The sequence below is a fragment of the Cellvibrio chitinivorans genome (genome assembly GCF_035117775.1).
Taxonomy (GTDB): domain Bacteria; phylum Pseudomonadota; class Gammaproteobacteria; order Pseudomonadales; family Cellvibrionaceae; genus Cellvibrio; species Cellvibrio chitinivorans.
On the sequence record NZ_JAYKKN010000003.1, the window covers coordinates 19,455 to 35,380 of the forward strand.

Genomic DNA, 15,926 nt, shown 5'->3' on the forward strand with positions numbered 1-15,926 from the left:
TGCTATAAGCTGCTACCAAATTTTGTTAATTATTTTGTCATCACTATGCAAAACCCTTTATTCGGCGATGCGGACAACACATCGGCCAAGCTCACTAAAAAATCCAGCAAAGCAATTGAGCCGATTACCCCATCGGCAGAATTAATTGAACTTGCACAGACGCTGCCGGCGCATTTGCGCTTGGGAACTTCATCCTGGAATTATCCCGGTTGGGATGGATTAGTGTGGAATGGCGATTACGCTGAAACCAATTTATCGCGCTTTGGCCTTAGCGCTTACAGTCAGCATCCGTTGATGCGCACGGTGAGTATCGACCGCAGCTTTTATCGCCCGTTGAATGTTGCGCAATTTGCCCAATACGCGTCGCAAGTCAGTCAGGATTTTCGCTTTGTAGTGAAAGCACCGAGTTTGATTACCGATGCACTGATTCGCGATGAAACCGGCCGCGGCATGCGCCCCAACTCACATTTTTTAAACGCCGAAGAAGCAGTGCAGATGTTTGTCGAACCCGCACTTGAAGGCTTGCAGCACAAACTCGGGGCGCTGGTATTTCAGATCAGCCCCCTGCCCGCCGCTTGGCTGTCGCAAATGCCAAAATTAATCGACCGATTACACGCGCTGCTGAAGGCAATTCCCGCATTAAAACCTATCGCACCCGATGGCGTGGTCGCAGTGGAAGTGCGCGATCCGCAATGGCTGACCCCGCAATTTGTCGCTGCCCTGCGCGATACCGGCGCGACTTATTGCATGGGCTTGCACGCCAAAATGCCGCGCATTGATGAACAACTGCCAATCTTGCGTGCGCTTTGGCCGGGGCCATTGGTGTGCCGCTGGAATTTAAACCCGGTGCATGGCGCCTTTGGCTATGAGGATGCTAAAGATGCCTATGAACCTTACGACAAAATAATCGACCCTGACCCCGAAACCCGCGCAGCCTTGGTGCGCGTGATTGCCGGCACCGCAAGTGCGGGGCAAAACGTATTTGTCACACTCAGTAATAAAGCAGAAGGTTCTGCACCTCTGTCAGTGATTGAATTGGCTCGGGCGATTCGGTTGTCCCCCTCCACTAAAACAACTCCGAATAAGCACCCGAAAAACGATTAGCCCCGGCCTTACTTATAGGGTATATAATTTGAACAACACTCCGCACACCCAATCACACACGAATATGAATCCTATGAATATTCAAGCACTTAGCATATCGGAAAGAATTTTGCTGGCAGAACAGCTTTGGGATAGTGTTCAAACAAGAAGTGATGAGATCAAAATTTCAGACGAACTTATCGAGCTGCTGGATGAACGCTTGACCACCTTGGCCACAGATGGCGATTTAGGTCACAACTGGGAAACCGTGAAAAAAAGGATTATGGAAAAGTAAGATGGAGTATCAAATATCGGTAAGGAAAGAAGCCGAAGCAGATATCATTGAAGCCTTTTAGTATTACGAATCCTGTCAAAAAAATCTGGGCCGGGATTTTCTGCAATGCATTGAAGAATCGTTAACCAAAATCCAAAAAAATCCTCTTTTCTATAAAGAGACTTACCAACAGGTACGACGGATTTTTATTAACCGATTCCCCTACGGGGTTTATTTTGTGATTCTTGAAGACACTCTATTAGTAATAGGTGTTATTCATGCACGCAAAAACCCACTTCATTGGAAAAAACGTACCTAGAAAACTCACATAGAGAGGAAAGCCAAGCGTTTGCTAAAACAAACTCTTGGCGACCATTTTAATTTCTTGCACGCTGGTCATCACAAAAGTAAGCCCACCTGCTACGACCGAATTGTCTGGCGCTTCCAGTTTTTGAAATGCGGTTAATTCTTGAATCGGTGGCAAATCGGTTTTGGAATTGCTGAGTTTTAGCGAGTGATACAAGCCCAGATTAATCAAATCCACAAGGTTTGGCGCTCCGGGGTTTTCACCTTTCCAGTTGCCAATTTGCTGCATCACTTTTACGTACTGCTCATCGACCTGCCACTGCTTGAGGGTAATCACTCCCAAGGATTTTGCGTATTCGCGGCAGAGCGTGACGTATGCGGGAACATCGGGGGTTTGATCAGAGTTTTTAAAGGCCGATAACACCGCCAAGGTGCCCACTTCACTGAGCAGCGCTGCCATAAGCACGTTGTCGGGCAGGACATTTTTAAAGTGCAGATGCTTGGCAATAAACGTACTGACGCTGGCCTTTAATGCCAAGCGCCGCCAAGCCTCCATAAATAGACGCTTGTGCTTAACCGAGTGTACGGAAAATAAACTTTTAACCGAGTGCACCATGGTAATGCGCTCCACCTGATTCATCCCCAACAGGCGAATCACATCGAGCAGGTTTTGCGGTGGCGTTTGGCTGCCCACTAAAGGGCTGGATGCATATTTGATCAATACCGCAGACAGGGCCGGATCTTTCGCGAGCAGCTTGCTCAAATCCATCATGGATAAATCCTGCTGCCCCATGGCCTTGCGAATTTCAAACGTAATAGAGGGCAGGCTCGGCAATTGTTCTTGGCCGTTTAGGAGATCGCCTATCACGCGGCGATAAACTGCATAATCTGATTGTGCTGAGGTCACGCTGGAATCCATATCTCTTTCATTCTTCATTAATACTATTTTTGGGCAAGATTAGCAGATTTGCTTGTCGCGGTAATTAGCGCAGTGACAACAAACACGGAAATCACCTCGCATTCATGCTCAAACATCGTTCGGGTTTTGTATCCGGCTGTTACCAAATCTTCAACAAAATGTCGTCTTTCTGACACAAATCGTCGTTCTAATCATCCGGTTCGTTTTATCTCTAATCAAAATTAAAGGATGCAACCGATGACCGACCATAACGCTTATGAAATCGACAACTCGGGTATAGAGCCGCTGTCGAACCACTCTAACAACACCCATTTTTCTGAAATTCTGACTCAACGTCGCCAATTTTTAAAAGGCAGTTTGAGCACTGCCGTTGCTGCCATTATGGGCACCACTCTGGTTGCTTGTGGTGGCGACGATGATGACAATAACAACTCCTCTTCAAGCAGTTCATCTAGCAGCTCCTCCAGCAGCAGTGATTCATCCAGCAGCGCCTCATCCTCATCTGCTGCTCCACTGTTAGGGTTTACCGCCATCGCCGCCAACCGTAACGATGCCATCACCGTTCCTGCGGGCTATTCATCGGTCGCATTTGTTCCTTGGGGCACGCCATTAACGGGTTCCATGCCTACGTATAAAGGCGATGCAAGCAACAGCGGCGCCGATCAAGAACAACAAGTTGGCGCGCATCACGATGGCGTTCACTTCTTTGCAATGGATGCCAAAACCGAGGGCACCAACTCCAGCGAAGGTCTGCTGGTGATGAACCACGAATATATCGACCCATCATTAATTCACACTAACGGCCAAACTCTGGGCGCAACTCGCCCAGCCGATGAAGTGCGCAAAGAAATTGCCGCGCACGGCGTGAGTGTTATCCACATCCGCAAAAACGGCAGCGCTTGGGAAGTGGTAAATGGCAGCCCATTTAACCGTCGTATTACTGCTTCGACCCCTATGGACATCCGCGGCCCAGCCTCTGGCTCAGCCATGCTCGCCACCAAATACAGCCCAAATGGCACAGCTACACGCGGCACCCTGAACAACTGCGGCATGGGCGCAACTCCCTGGAATACCTACCTGACCGCCGAAGAAAACTGGGCCGGTTATTTTGTAAACAAAGATACCTCCCAACCGCGCGAACACAAACGCTATGGTGTGCCGAGCAAAAATGGTCGCTACTACTGGGAAGTGGCTGATTCAGCTGCCGATGAGTATGTCCGCTTTGACGCCTCAACTATCGGCGCCAGCGCGGCAGAAGACTATCGCAACGAGCCAAACACCTTTGGCTGGATGGTCGAAATCGATCCGTTCGACCCGGAAGGTCGCCCACAGAAACGCACCGCACTCGGTCGCTTTGGTCATGAAGGTGTCATCTTCGCGCCAGCGGTAGAAGGTGAACCAGTGGTTTGCTACTCGGGTGATGACTCGCAAAACGAATACATCTACAAGTTTGTCTCTGCGGAGTCTTTCCACAAAGCAACTGCCGGCGGCTATTTGCTTAACACGGGCACATTGTATGTCGCTAAATTCAATGCCGATGGCTCTGGCGAATGGCTGGCATTGGATGTGAGCAATCCAACTTTAATCGCCAACGCCGCTTTGGCGGGTGTGAACTTTGCCAATCAGGCAGACCTGCTGATCAACACCCGTTTGGCGGCAGACATCATGGGCGCCACAAAAATGGATCGCCCTGAGTGGGGCGCAGTGCACCCAACCAATGGCGAGGTGTATTTCACTCTGACCAACAACACCAGCCGCACCGAAGCACAAATTGACGCCGCAAACCCACGCGCTAATAACGCGACCGGTCATATCATTCGCTGGAAAGAAGACGCAGGCGCCAGCACCTTTAAGTGGGATATTTTCCTGCTGGGTGGCGATGTAGGCACCACTACTGGGACGGGCGATGCCGCTGTCACCCTGACTGAAGAAAACCACTTCGCCAGCCCCGATGGCCTGTTAGTTGATAGCCGCGGCATTGTCTGGATTCAAACCGACATGAGCGGCTCACAACAAGGTACTGGCCCTTACGGCAACAACCAAATGCTGGCGGCAGACCCTGCCACCAAACAAGTGAAGCGCTTCTTTGTTGGCCCGGTGGACGCCGAAGTCACAGGTGTAACCCTGACGCCGGATTTGAAAACCATGTTTGTCAACATCCAACACCCGGGCGACCGCTCTACCCCATCCAGCTTTACCAGTAACTGGCCTGAAGGCAACGGCGCCCGTCCACGCTCATCAACCGTTATTGTCACCAAAGATGATGGCGGCCTGATCGGCTCTTAAAGCTCTCATTATTCTTAAGAGAAAGTTACTGATAACAACAACCAATAAAAACGTCATCAGATCGTCATCTAACGGGCGCAAGATGAAATCGTGAAATGTAAGGAAGCGCAGCGGCAAGGAGGTCACAGGGAAGTAGCGCGATCAGAAGGGGCTCAGGCCCCTTTTTTATTGGTTGCTTTATTGGCTGCGAAATGCACCATCCTGTTCCAAAAAAGCCCAGCTTGCCGATGAATTCGGCAACCACTATATATAGTCATAACTATTTCAAATATACATGCCAAAAAAGTCTAAGGCGTGCATTCAACAGTCATTTTTAAACGGTAATGAGAGATCACAGGGGTTTCACGGAACCCCGCCAGACTTGCTTCGCTTTCCCCCAGTTTGTCCCCGCATAACCCACACCTTATCCACAGGTTTTCAAGCTTGCATAAAACCCCTAACCGCATTATCTTGTAGCACATTCGCGATTTACCCCTAGATATAGGTGTTGTCGGCGCCAAACACCCAAGTGCGCCCTAACCATCAACAGGGTTATCGTCAAGCATTTTTTCGACCCAATTGAACATTAATTACAGAAACTGCCACAAAACAGCCTGTTATTAATGGCTAGCCCAAGACTTCAGCACACTCGGGCAGCATCAGTAGTATGGGCACAGCCGGTTAGATGGCAGCCACTATATATAGTGGTAATGCCGTCAGAGCAAAACGGTGTTCAAAACCCTGATTTTAATAATTGACGCGCCACCCAACAGACTCTTGAGGCTGTTATATAAGGATGGCAACGAAGGGTCGGCAATATCGCAAGCGCAAAGCTGTACTCGCAGTACCAAGACCTATCGAAAGACTGATATCGAAAGCCTTGTATCGAAAGACCCGTATTAGAAAGTAGCTACCAACGCTGTTTACGACAAAGAATCAAACTTCAACCAGGAATGACCTCACGCAGGAGACGTCTATGCAAACTGACATTGAGCAAACCACCGGCAAGTCCAACATCCAACAAGACATCCACGGCGGCTCGTCGAGCCTCACGGCAACAGCGCCGGGGCAATTGCGCGTTATCAAGCGCAACGGAACGGTGGTTCCTTTCGATGCCAGTAAAATCGCCATCGCCATGACCAAAGCCTTTTTGGCGGTAGAAGGCGGCAAAGCAGCAGCTTCTACGCGCGTGCGCGAGATGGTTGATAGCCTGACCCAACAAATCACGGCGACTTTCAAGCGCCGTATGCCGTCTGGCGGCACTATTCATATCGAAGAGATCCAAGATCAGGTTGAGCTGATTCTGATGCGCTCTGGCGAGCAAAAAGTCGCACGCGATTACGTTCTCTACCGCGAAGAGCACGCCCGTATGCGCGCCCAGAAACAACCTGTCGCCCAAGAGCCAGATCCGGATTACGCACCACTGAACGTGGTATTGACCGATGGCACTCGCGCACCACTCAATATCGCTCGTATGCGCACCATCGTGCACGAAGCCTGTGCCGGTTTGGCTGGTGTAGAAGAGAAAGCGATTCTCGATGAAGCTATGCGCAACCTCTACGATGGCGTTGCCGAAAAAGACGTAAACACCTCACTGGTGATCACTGCCCGTACGCTGGTAGAAAAAGAGCCTAACTACTCCTTCGTAACCGCCCGTTTGTTGATGGACAAACTGCGTGCCGAAGCTCTGAGCTTCTTCGGCGTTGCCACTTCTGCCACCCAAGCGGATATGGAAACCCTGTATGCGCAAACCCTGCCGCTCTACATCCAAAAAGGTGTTGAGCTGGAGTTGGTATCGCCCGAGCTGCTGGATTTCGATCTGGAAAAATTGGGCAAAGCCTTGATCGCCGAGCGCGACCTGCAATTTACCTACCTCGGTTTGCAAACCCTGTACGACCGCTACTTCATCCACAGCAACGATACCCGCATCGAATTGCCGCAAATTTTCTTTATGCGTGTTGCTATGGGCTTGGCTGTACAGGAAACCAATAAAGAAGACCGCGCGATTGAGTTCTATCGCCTGCTCTCTTCGTTCGATTACATGAGCTCTACCCCAACCCTGTTCAACTCCGGCACCCTGCGCCCGCAGCTGTCCTCTTGCTACCTGACCACCGTACCGGACGATCTGCACGGTATTTACGGCGCCATGCAAGACAACGCCATGCTCAGCAAATTCGCAGGCGGCTTGGGTAACGACTGGACGCCAGTACGCGCTCTGGGCGCTTACATCAAAGGCACCAACGGCAAATCACAAGGCGTTGTTCCCTTCCTGAAAGTGGCGAACGACACCGCTGTAGCAGTAAACCAAGGCGGCAAGCGCAAAGGCGCTGTGTGTGCATACTTGGAAACTTGGCATATGGATGTCGAGGAATTCCTTGAGCTGCGTAAAAACACCGGTGATGACCGTCGCCGCACCCACGATATGAACACCGCTAACTGGGTACCAGACCTGTTTATGAAGCGCGTGTTTGACGATAAAGAGTGGACCCTGTTCTCTCCAAACGATGTACCTGATCTGCACGACCTGTACGGCAAAGCCTTTGAAGAGCGCTACGCCCACTACGAGCAATTAGCGGCTGCCGGTCAAATCAAAGTATTCAAAACTGTGCGCGCACTCGACCTGTGGCGCAAAATGCTGGGCATGCTGTTTGAAACTGGCCACCCTTGGATCACCTTCAAAGACCCATGCAACCTGCGCAGCCCGCAACAACACGCCGGTGTGGTTCACTCGTCCAACCTGTGTACCGAGATCACCCTCAACACCAAAGCGAACGATGAAATTGCCGTATGTAACCTCGGTTCTATCAACCTCGCGCAACACATTGTTGATGGCAAACTCGACCAAGCCAAACTTGAGCGCACGGTGAAAACCGCTATCCGCATGTTGGATAACGTAATCGACATTAACTACTACGCCGTTGCGACTTCAAAACAGTCCAACCTGCGTCACCGTCCAATCGGTTTGGGCATCATGGGCTTCCAGGATGCACTCTACGAACAACGCATCGCCTACAGCTCGCAAGAAGCCGTTAACTTTGCTGATACCTCAATGGAAGCGGTGAGCTACTACGCGATCAAAGCGTCTAGCGACTTGGCAGCTGAGCGCGGCAAGTATTCAACCTTTGAAGGCTCACTGTGGAGCAAAGGTGTACTGCCAATCGACTCTATCGAACTGTTGGTACAAAACCGCGGTGAGAATTACATCAAAGTGGATCGCAGCCAAACCTTCGACTGGGCAACTCTGCGCGCACAAGTAAAAGCTCAAGGTATGCGTAACTCCAACGTGATGGCGATTGCACCAACCGCAACCATTTCCAACATCACTGGCGTAACTCAGTCGATTGAACCGACTTACCAAAACCTCTACGTGAAATCCAACCTGTCTGGCGAATTCACCGTAGTAAATCCGCACTTGGTACACGACTTAAAAGCACGTGGCCTGTGGGATGCGGTAATGGTTAACGATTTGAAATACTACGAAGGTTCACTGCAAAAAATTGATCGCATCCCTGCCGATTTGAAAGCCATCTACTCCACCGCATTTGAAGTAGAACCGCGCTGGATTGTTGAAGCAGCAAGCCGCCGTCAAAAGTGGATCGACCAAGCACAAAGTTTGAACCTCTACATCGCTGGCGCAAACGGCAAGAAGTTGGACATCACCTACCGCATGGCATGGTTCAGCGGTTTGAAAACCACTTACTACCTGCGCGCCTTGGCAGCAACCACCACTGAAAAATCCACCATCAATACCGGCTCATTAAACGCCGTATCGGCTGGCGGTTCAGCTGGTTTGCAAGCTGCACCCGCAGCGGCAAAACCAGCGGTATCAGAAGTAGAAGAAGCGAGCTTCGCACAAGCAGCGCCAGTACCGTTGGCGTGCTCGATTGATAATCCAGATTGTGAGGCTTGCCAATAATTTGAATCCCCCTAGCCCCCTTTTTCAAAGGGGGAACTGGAACCCTGCCATTCAAAGGAGAGTGAAAGCTCCTTCCTTTGAAAAAGGGAGGTTGGGAGGGATTAAAAACCCTCGCTAACAAAGGGGAGTCCAGTCCCTCCCTTTGAAAAAGGGAGGTTAGGAGGGATTAGCTTTTGCTCTTTGCGTTAAAAAAGAACGCAAAAATGATTAAGCAAAAGAATCCATAAAAACCGAATTAGATCAAAGTGACAATCGCAACCGACACTCAAACTACGCGATACACGCACACAGACTTTTAAAGAGGAACACCATGCTAAGTTGGGATGATTTCGATACCGAAGAAGCAGCAAAAGAAACCGCACGCCAAGACGCGATTGCAGCCAATTTAAATAAACCAGCTGCACCACAAGCACAGCCAGCACAAGCTGCCCAAGCGCAAGCCGCTGCACCACAAGTATCTGCACCAGCAGCGCCAGCGAACGCTACTTTTGCTGCGTCGGCAAAAGAAACTGGCATCAGCCCTGAACTTGCCAAAGCGCGCGAAGCATTGGCTGCACTTGACCCAGCACCCGGTTTAGAAGAATTGGAAATGGGCGCTGCCCGTATTCAAGTTGATGAAAAACGCATGATCAACTGCCGCGCGGATCTGAACCAATTAGTACCCTTCAAATACGACTGGGCATGGCAAAAATATCTTGATGGCTGTTCAAACCACTGGATGCCACAAGAAGTCAACATGACCGCTGACATCGCGCTCTGGAAAAGCAAAGACGGCCTGACCGATGACGAGCGCCGCATCGTTATGCGCAGTCTCGGTTACTTCTCAACTGCTGACTCACTCGTTGCAAATAATCTGGTGCTCGCGATTTATCGTTTGATCACCAACCCTGAGTGCCGCCAATACATTTTGCGTCAATCATTTGAAGAAGCGATCCACACTCACGCCTATCAATACTGCATTGAATCGCTGGGTATGGATGAAGGTGAAATCTTCAACATGTACCGCGAATTACCAAGCGTTGCGAACAAAGCCGCGTGGAGCTTGAAGCACACCCAAACTTTGGGTGATCCAACCTTCCAAACCGGCACACCAGAAACTGATCAGGAATTGCTGCGCAACCTCGTTGCATTCTATGTAGTGACTGAAGGTATTTTCTTCTACTGCGGATTCAGCCAAATCCTCAGCATGGGTCGCCGCAACAAAATGACCGGTGTTGCCGAACAGTTCCAATACATCCTGCGCGATGAATCCATGCATTTGAATTTTGGTATCGATGTAATCAACCAAATCAAACTGGAAAACCCACACTTGTGGACTCCCGAATTCCAACAAGAAGTGTTGCAAATGATTCTGCAAGGCACCGAGTTGGAAATCCAATACGCCCGCGACTCAATGCCACGCGGCGTACTCGGCATGAACGCAGCAACAATGGAAGAATACCTCCACTTCATCGCCAACCGCCGCTGCTCACAATTGGGATTGAAAGAACAATTCCCGGGCGCACAAAACCCGTTCCCATGGATGAGTGAGATTATGGATTTGCGTAAAGAGAAGAACTTCTTTGAAACTCGCGTAATCGAGTATCAAACAGGTGGGGCGTTGAGCTGGGATTGATTTTTTTAATTCAAGCGTAGGTTGGTGCTGAGCGCAGCGATGCCCAACAAACCATTACGAACGGATTACATATTCCGGAGTGAATAAACCTGAACCGCTATTGAGTTTTGTCAGAGAGTTTTCTGGTGGGGCTGAATGGCGGTTTTTTATTGAGAATGAAAAAAATGAAAACAAGAGAATGGCTCTTTACCATAGCAATTATTATATTGATACAGTTCATAGTGCAGGTCGGGGCATTAATTTACTCAAGTGATAACAACGTTCTGAACTATATATCTTTCGCAGGAACCATAATATCGATAATTTTGGCCACAATCGCAATTGTATATTCCTTTGTACAAACCATATCCCAGCAAAGTGCGTCATCAAACATTAGCAATCAAGTTGATAAATTAATGTCTATCGTTGGCCAGATAGACAGCAGTAAAAAAATTCTAGTAGACTCCCTCGAACATCTAAATAACGTAAGCCAAAAACTTGATACATCAATAGAGCACCAATCTAAAATAAGCTCTCAAGTTGAAAACTTATCAAAAAATATAACCAGTCCCGACTACGAAAAGCTTTCAACTCTGTTCAACTCCGAATTAATGCAAAAATTAAATACAGAAAAACCCGAAAACACTAATGAAATACATGAAAAAATACTAACCAATGGATACAACGGAACGCAATTCATGTCTTTATCACTATATTACGGCGAAAAAAACAAACTAACACTAAATGAGACCTTTGAAAAAATAACGACCGCAGTAATCCATAATCATGTCGAAGCTTCAGACACAACAGAATTACTCATTCAGAATCAGGCAGGCATGTTTCTTGGTGTATGGCAAATACTAGCGGCACTAGATCTAGTTAGAATAACCGATAGGAAAAAAGGAACTTTTACACTGAGCCAAAACTTCGCCAACGAGATAGATACTTTTATTGAGTTTATCTCAAGTGACACTAGCGAAGATGAAGACTTAAAATTCACAAAAGACATAATTAAAACCCTAAAATCCATAGAATATAATTAGCACGTAGGTCGGGCTTATGTAGGTTGGTAGTGAGCTTGCGAACCCCAACATCGCAATCGCAAACGGCACATTGTTTTGGGAATACGAAAAACCAATTAACGGTACACGGATTTTGGTTTTTGTGGTTGCGGATACATGGACATGTTGGGGTTCGTTCCTCACCGCCAACCTACGGGGCACCCTGAATTGAATTACGCGCGAAATGTAGGTTGGTGGTGAGCTTGCGAACCCCAACATTCGCAATCGCAAATGGCACATTGTTTTGGGAATACGAAAAACCAATTAACGGTGCACAGATTTTGGTGTTGGTGGTTGCGGATGCATGGTCATGTTGGGGTTCGTTCCTCACCGCCAACCTACGGAGTGCCTTGAATTAAATTACGCGCGAAATGTAGGTTGGCGGTGAGCTTGCGAACCCCAACATCGCAATCGCAAACGGCACATTGTTTTGGGAATACGAAAAACCAATTAACGGTGCACGGATTTTGGTTTTGGTGCTTGCGGATGCATGGTCATGTTGGGGTTCGTTCCTCACCACCAACCTACGGAGTGCCCTGAATTAAATTACGCGCGAAATGTAGGTTGGTGGTGAGCTTGCGAACCCCAACATTCGTGATCGCAAACGGCACATTGTTTTGGGAATACGAAAAACCAATTAACGGTGCACGGATTTTGGTTTTGGTCGTTGCGGATGCATGGTCATGTTGGGGTTCGTTCCTCACCGCCAACCTACAGGGTGCTTCGTAGGTTGGCGGTGAGCGGAGCGAACCCCCAACATTGGATGGTGCAGGTTGGTTTGAAATTGGGGAATGGATTAATGACAAGGAGTGGTTATGCAATATCGGCGGGTTTATGTTGAGGGTGGTTGTTATTTTTTCACCTTGGCATTGGCGGATCGCAAGAGCGATTTGTTGGTACGAGAAATTGATTGTTTACGTGCGGCGGTTAAAACGGTAAAACAAAATCATCCATTCGAGATAAACGCGATGGTGGTGATGCCGGATCACCTGCATTGCTTGTGGACATTACCGCACAATGATTGTGATTACTCCATGCGTTGGTCATTAATCAAAGCCAACTTCTCCCGCCGCATTGAAAAAGACGAATTAATAAAAACCACTCGACTAAAAAAGGGAGAACGCGGAATCTGGCAACGCCGTTTTTGGGAACATACCATTCGCGACGAACGGGATTTTTACAACCACATTGAATACATACACAATAACCCCGTAAAACACGGTTACGTAAGCAACGCGCAAGACTGGCCATATTCAAGCATCCACCAGTTCGCGTAGGTTGGTGGTGAGGAACGAACCCCAACATTCTTAATTACAAATGGCACATTGTTCTGTGATTACGAATAACCAATTAACGGTGCACTGATTTTGGTTTTGGTGGTTGCGGATACATTGTCATGTTGGGGTTCGCAAGCTCACCACCAACCTACCCGTTTCATCAAATTTGGTTTAAGGTGTTGGAATATTTTGGAGTTTTTATGAGCGATTATTCTTTAACACCTCAAGCCGAATCTCTAATTTGCACCGAACTGCAAAACACCTTTGCCAATGCGCTCGGTATTTACGCCTTTGGTAGCCGCATACAAGGCACAGCCAACGCGCAGAGCGACTTGGACTTGGCGATTTTGGTTGCAGGCTATGCCGAACCATTACAGCTCTTTGAATTGGCCAACCAGTTAGCCGATAAACTCGGTTACGAGGTAGACTTGCTCGACCTGCGCGCCGCATCCACGGTGATGCAATATCAGGTCATCACCACCGGTCGCCGCTTGTGGGCGAAGGATGTTCAGGCAGGGTTATTCGAGGCTTTTGTATTAAGTGAAAAAACTTCGCTGGATGAAGCGCGCGCACAACTATTAAATGAAATTCGGGAAGACGGTGCTATATATGGTCGATGATGTACTAATCAATAAAGCCGCAACCATTGAACGCTGTATTAAACGAGTCCGCGAGGAATACACCAAAGCGGGAGTTAATTTCGCCACAGACTATAGCCGCCAAGATGCCGCCATTCTAAATATTCAACGCGCTTGCGAAGCTGCACTGGATGTGGGACAACATTTGATACGCGTAGAACGCCTTGGCGTCCCGCAAAGTTCTCGCGATGTATTTACCCTACTAGCCCAAGCCAATTGGATCGACGCCAATATCGCAGAGACTATGAAACGCATGGTCGGCTTCCGCAACATTGCCGTTCACGATTATCAAGCGCTCTTGCTACCTATAGTGGAAAACATCATCACCAATCATTTGGATGATTTTGTTCAGTTTTCAAAACAGCTTTTGCAACAAAAATAATTTATAAATCAAAAAACCAACCACCGGGGCTAGGATTTTGGTTTTGGTGGTTGCGGATACATAGTCATGTTGGGGTTCGTCTCTCACCGTCAACTTACGCTAGAGCACCACCTTGACATGGTGGGGGCCAGCAGGATCAAGATATTTTTGAAATAACGCAAACATAAGGATTAATCATGCTTAAAAAAATAATCACTTCCACCTTGGTATTAACCTGCGCATTCGCACAGGCGCAAGACGATTTGCTTGAAGAAGTCATCGTAACCGGCCTTATGGATTCGGATGAATATTATGAAATGCCGGCAGTTACACTGAAAAAACAAGGCGATTTTTTGGTGCAGAATGTCAAAATCATTAACGACACCCGCGACCAGAAAATGCGCGAGCAGGAAATCCGCGAAACGTTGGGGGCGTTGGCAATCTCTGCTGCCAAACAAGGTAATTTGCAACTGGCGTATGGCGATGAGTTCCTGCGCCCTCTCGATCCTAAAAATAAATCACTGGAGTTCCGCAAAGACAGTTCGCGTGCTGATACGAGTTATTTGTATTTCTCGGTCAAACAAAAAGTCAATCCGCAAAAGCCCGCCGCCGAGCAAGAGGAGGCGCTGGAAAAATTTATTAAGTCCGCCAAAAAAGTCGGCCGCACCGAAATTGATATGAATGGCGATATCGACCTGAGCATTGTCAATCCAGAAAAGTACCGCTACGAAGTCATTCAAAAAATCTCCGAAGAAAACACCAAACTGCGCCAAGCCATTGGTCAAGCTTGCGATATTGAGCTGGACGGAATTTCCAACCGTGTTAAATGGCAGCGCAGCGGGATTATCGAACTGGTTATCTATATTCCCTACCGCACCCAATTGCTGTGCAAACAAAACTGATTGTTAGCACCTAGATTGAGCAGCAATGCCCAAGACATAAAATCAAATATCAACATCGGTATAACGCCGTTTAAGACTAAAAAATAATGAAATATCTATTTTTATTAACCTTGCTAATCACAAGCACAGCGAGCCTTGCGGATGAAGTCTCAGTAGCAGCCAATAAAGAAAAAACAGCAGAAATGCGTGAAATGCTTATTGGTAAGTGGTGTGGGTCAAAACACTTGGCCGATGGTGACTACCAAAGATGGATGGTTAACCGCAAGGCCGATGGGACTTATGCCATTAAATTTTCTCTAACGAAAAAAGACAAAACCACAGAAACTTGGGGCGAGTACGGAATATGGGGTATTCGATACCCTATTTACTTTACTGCTGTACGAGGCTTTATCGATGAGGGTAGCAGTTTTCCCGCCGACACAAACACACCAACACTCTACGATGCATTTAGGGTAAAAAATCTTACGTCTGATAGCTTCACCTACAAAAGTTTTACCTCAGGCAATACCTTTACCGTAAGCAAAAAATGTAATCACGAATAAGCCAATAAAATGCACCCCGCAGACTCTTTTATTCATCTTCTGGTGAAATGATCAGAATGGGTATTATTGCGATGGAAAACTCATAGATGAACTTAGAGAATACGATGAGTTTATTGGCGAGCCCCGCTACTGAGCTATTTAAATTCACAAATAGCAATTCAGTATTAATGGTGTATATTGGCGCCAGCCTTAAGGCTCATACACACGTAACACAATAAGTGAATTCAATAACTTTCAACCTGAAACAAGGATTTGCACGATGTTAAAAAGAACAAAAATCGCGTTATTTATTTTAGCTGCATCCACTAGTGGCTTTAGCAGCGCCGACCCAGTGACTATGCAGGCCGTAATTCCCTACGCTGCCGATGCAAAAGTTGCCCAAAACATTCGTACTGAATGCACCAAGCTCGGATCACAGTTAGCGGAATTCACGCAAGAGTTCGGCAAGAAAAATGGTGTAGCGGTGCAATTAACCGAAAGTTTAAATACTGCCCAACAAGGCCGTGTACTGCAGCTGGAAATCACTGATGCAGTTAGCATGGGCAATGCATTTATGGGGCACCATAAATTCACTACCGCTCAGGGAACACTGTTTGAAAGCGGTAAAAAAATTGCATCCTTTGAAGCCCGCCGTATATCAATGGGTGGTGCTTTTGCTAACTACAAAGGTTCTTGTTCTGTTTTAGGCCGCACAGTTAAAGCTATGGGTAAAGATATCGCCGAATGGCTGAAAGCACCTAACGATAACGCACTTTTAGGTGATCACTAATCAGATGATCATCAGGCTG

Annotated in this window: 13 protein-coding genes; 12 read left to right on the top strand and 1 reads right to left on the bottom strand. The window is 47.8% G+C overall.

Annotated features, from left to right (window positions below; genetic code table 11):
• Positions 1–45 precede the first annotated feature (45 nt).
• Positions 46–1,104, top strand: coding sequence for a DUF72 domain-containing protein (locus tag SPL68_RS09940; protein ID WP_323814978.1), 1,059 nt, complete (start codon positions 46–48; stop codon positions 1,102–1,104).
• Between the two features lie 73 nt (positions 1,105–1,177).
• Positions 1,178–1,378, top strand: coding sequence for an addiction module protein (locus SPL68_RS09945; RefSeq protein ID WP_323814979.1), 201 nt, complete (start codon positions 1,178–1,180; stop codon positions 1,376–1,378).
• A 331-nt stretch (positions 1,379–1,709) separates the two neighbouring features.
• Here SPL68_RS09945 and SPL68_RS09950 read toward each other — a convergent pair whose 3' ends face one another.
• On the bottom strand, positions 1,710–2,600 hold the full coding sequence (locus tag SPL68_RS09950) for an HDOD domain-containing protein (protein ID WP_323814981.1): 891 nt from the start codon (positions 2,598–2,600) through the stop codon (positions 1,710–1,712).
• Positions 2,601–2,819: 219 nt separating this feature from the next.
• On the opposite strand from SPL68_RS09950, the gene SPL68_RS09955 reads away from it, so the two are divergent.
• From SPL68_RS09955 to SPL68_RS10000, 10 genes are all read left to right on the top strand, one after another.
• Entirely contained in the window at positions 2,820–4,868 is a 2,049-nt protein-coding gene (locus tag SPL68_RS09955) for a PhoX family protein (RefSeq protein ID WP_323814982.1), read from the top strand.
• A 955-nt stretch (positions 4,869–5,823) separates the two neighbouring features.
• A complete protein-coding gene (locus SPL68_RS09960; protein ID WP_323814983.1) occupies positions 5,824–8,763 on the top strand; it encodes a ribonucleoside-diphosphate reductase subunit alpha in 2,940 nt (979 codons plus the stop codon).
• A 310-nt stretch (positions 8,764–9,073) separates the two neighbouring features.
• Positions 9,074–10,378, top strand: a complete 1,305-nt coding sequence (locus SPL68_RS09965) for a ribonucleotide-diphosphate reductase subunit beta (RefSeq protein WP_323814984.1) — start codon at positions 9,074–9,076, stop codon at positions 10,376–10,378.
• Between the two features lie 125 nt (positions 10,379–10,503).
• Positions 10,504–11,400 (top strand): hypothetical protein, encoded by an 897-nt coding sequence (locus tag SPL68_RS09970; protein WP_323814985.1) that lies wholly within the window; start codon positions 10,504–10,506, stop codon positions 11,398–11,400.
• An 833-nt stretch (positions 11,401–12,233) separates the two neighbouring features.
• A complete protein-coding gene (locus SPL68_RS09975) occupies positions 12,234–12,695 on the top strand; it encodes an REP-associated tyrosine transposase (RefSeq protein WP_323814986.1) in 462 nt (153 codons plus the stop codon).
• A 200-nt stretch (positions 12,696–12,895) separates the two neighbouring features.
• Complete coding sequence (gene mntA, locus SPL68_RS09980; protein ID WP_323814987.1) at positions 12,896–13,315, top strand: type VII toxin-antitoxin system MntA family adenylyltransferase antitoxin; 420 nt, start codon at positions 12,896–12,898, stop codon at positions 13,313–13,315.
• The gene (hepT, locus tag SPL68_RS09985) at positions 13,305–13,715 is read left to right on the top strand and encodes a type VII toxin-antitoxin system HepT family RNase toxin (protein ID WP_323814989.1); all 411 of its coding nucleotides are present in this window, start codon (positions 13,305–13,307) and stop codon (positions 13,713–13,715) included. Before mntA ends, hepT begins: the two co-directional genes overlap by 11 nt.
• A gap of 176 nt (positions 13,716–13,891) precedes the next feature.
• Positions 13,892–14,596 carry a hypothetical protein gene (locus SPL68_RS09990; RefSeq protein WP_323814991.1) on the top strand — a complete coding sequence of 235 codons (705 nt, stop codon included), beginning with the start codon at positions 13,892–13,894 and terminating at the stop codon, positions 14,594–14,596.
• A gap of 86 nt (positions 14,597–14,682) precedes the next feature.
• Positions 14,683–15,138, top strand: a complete 456-nt coding sequence (locus tag SPL68_RS09995) for a hypothetical protein (protein WP_323814992.1) — start codon at positions 14,683–14,685, stop codon at positions 15,136–15,138.
• 259 nt (positions 15,139–15,397) lie between these two features.
• Positions 15,398–15,907: a hypothetical protein gene (locus tag SPL68_RS10000; protein WP_323814993.1), complete on the top strand. Its 510-nt coding sequence runs from the start codon at positions 15,398–15,400 to the stop codon at positions 15,905–15,907.
• Positions 15,908–15,926: the final 19 nt, after the last annotated feature.

Coding starts and splice junctions, on each gene's coding strand:
- mntA (WP_323814987.1), top strand. CDS start 12,896: ATGAGCGATTATTCTTTAACACCTCAAGCCGAATCTCTAATTTGCACC.
- SPL68_RS09945 (WP_323814979.1), top strand. CDS start 1,178: ATGAATATTCAAGCACTTAGCATATCGGAAAGAATTTTGCTGGCAGAA.
- SPL68_RS09940 (WP_323814978.1), top strand. CDS start 46: ATGCAAAACCCTTTATTCGGCGATGCGGACAACACATCGGCCAAGCTC.
- SPL68_RS10000 (WP_323814993.1), top strand. CDS start 15,398: ATGTTAAAAAGAACAAAAATCGCGTTATTTATTTTAGCTGCATCCACT.
- SPL68_RS09960 (WP_323814983.1), top strand. CDS start 5,824: ATGCAAACTGACATTGAGCAAACCACCGGCAAGTCCAACATCCAACAA.
- SPL68_RS09975 (WP_323814986.1), top strand. CDS start 12,234: ATGCAATATCGGCGGGTTTATGTTGAGGGTGGTTGTTATTTTTTCACC.
- SPL68_RS09955 (WP_323814982.1), top strand. CDS start 2,820: ATGACCGACCATAACGCTTATGAAATCGACAACTCGGGTATAGAGCCG.
- SPL68_RS09950 (WP_323814981.1), bottom strand. CDS start 2,600: ATGAAGAATGAAAGAGATATGGATTCCAGCGTGACCTCAGCACAATCA.
- SPL68_RS09995 (WP_323814992.1), top strand. CDS start 14,683: ATGAAATATCTATTTTTATTAACCTTGCTAATCACAAGCACAGCGAGC.
- hepT (WP_323814989.1), top strand. CDS start 13,305: ATGGTCGATGATGTACTAATCAATAAAGCCGCAACCATTGAACGCTGT.
- SPL68_RS09990 (WP_323814991.1), top strand. CDS start 13,892: ATGCTTAAAAAAATAATCACTTCCACCTTGGTATTAACCTGCGCATTC.
- SPL68_RS09965 (WP_323814984.1), top strand. CDS start 9,074: ATGCTAAGTTGGGATGATTTCGATACCGAAGAAGCAGCAAAAGAAACC.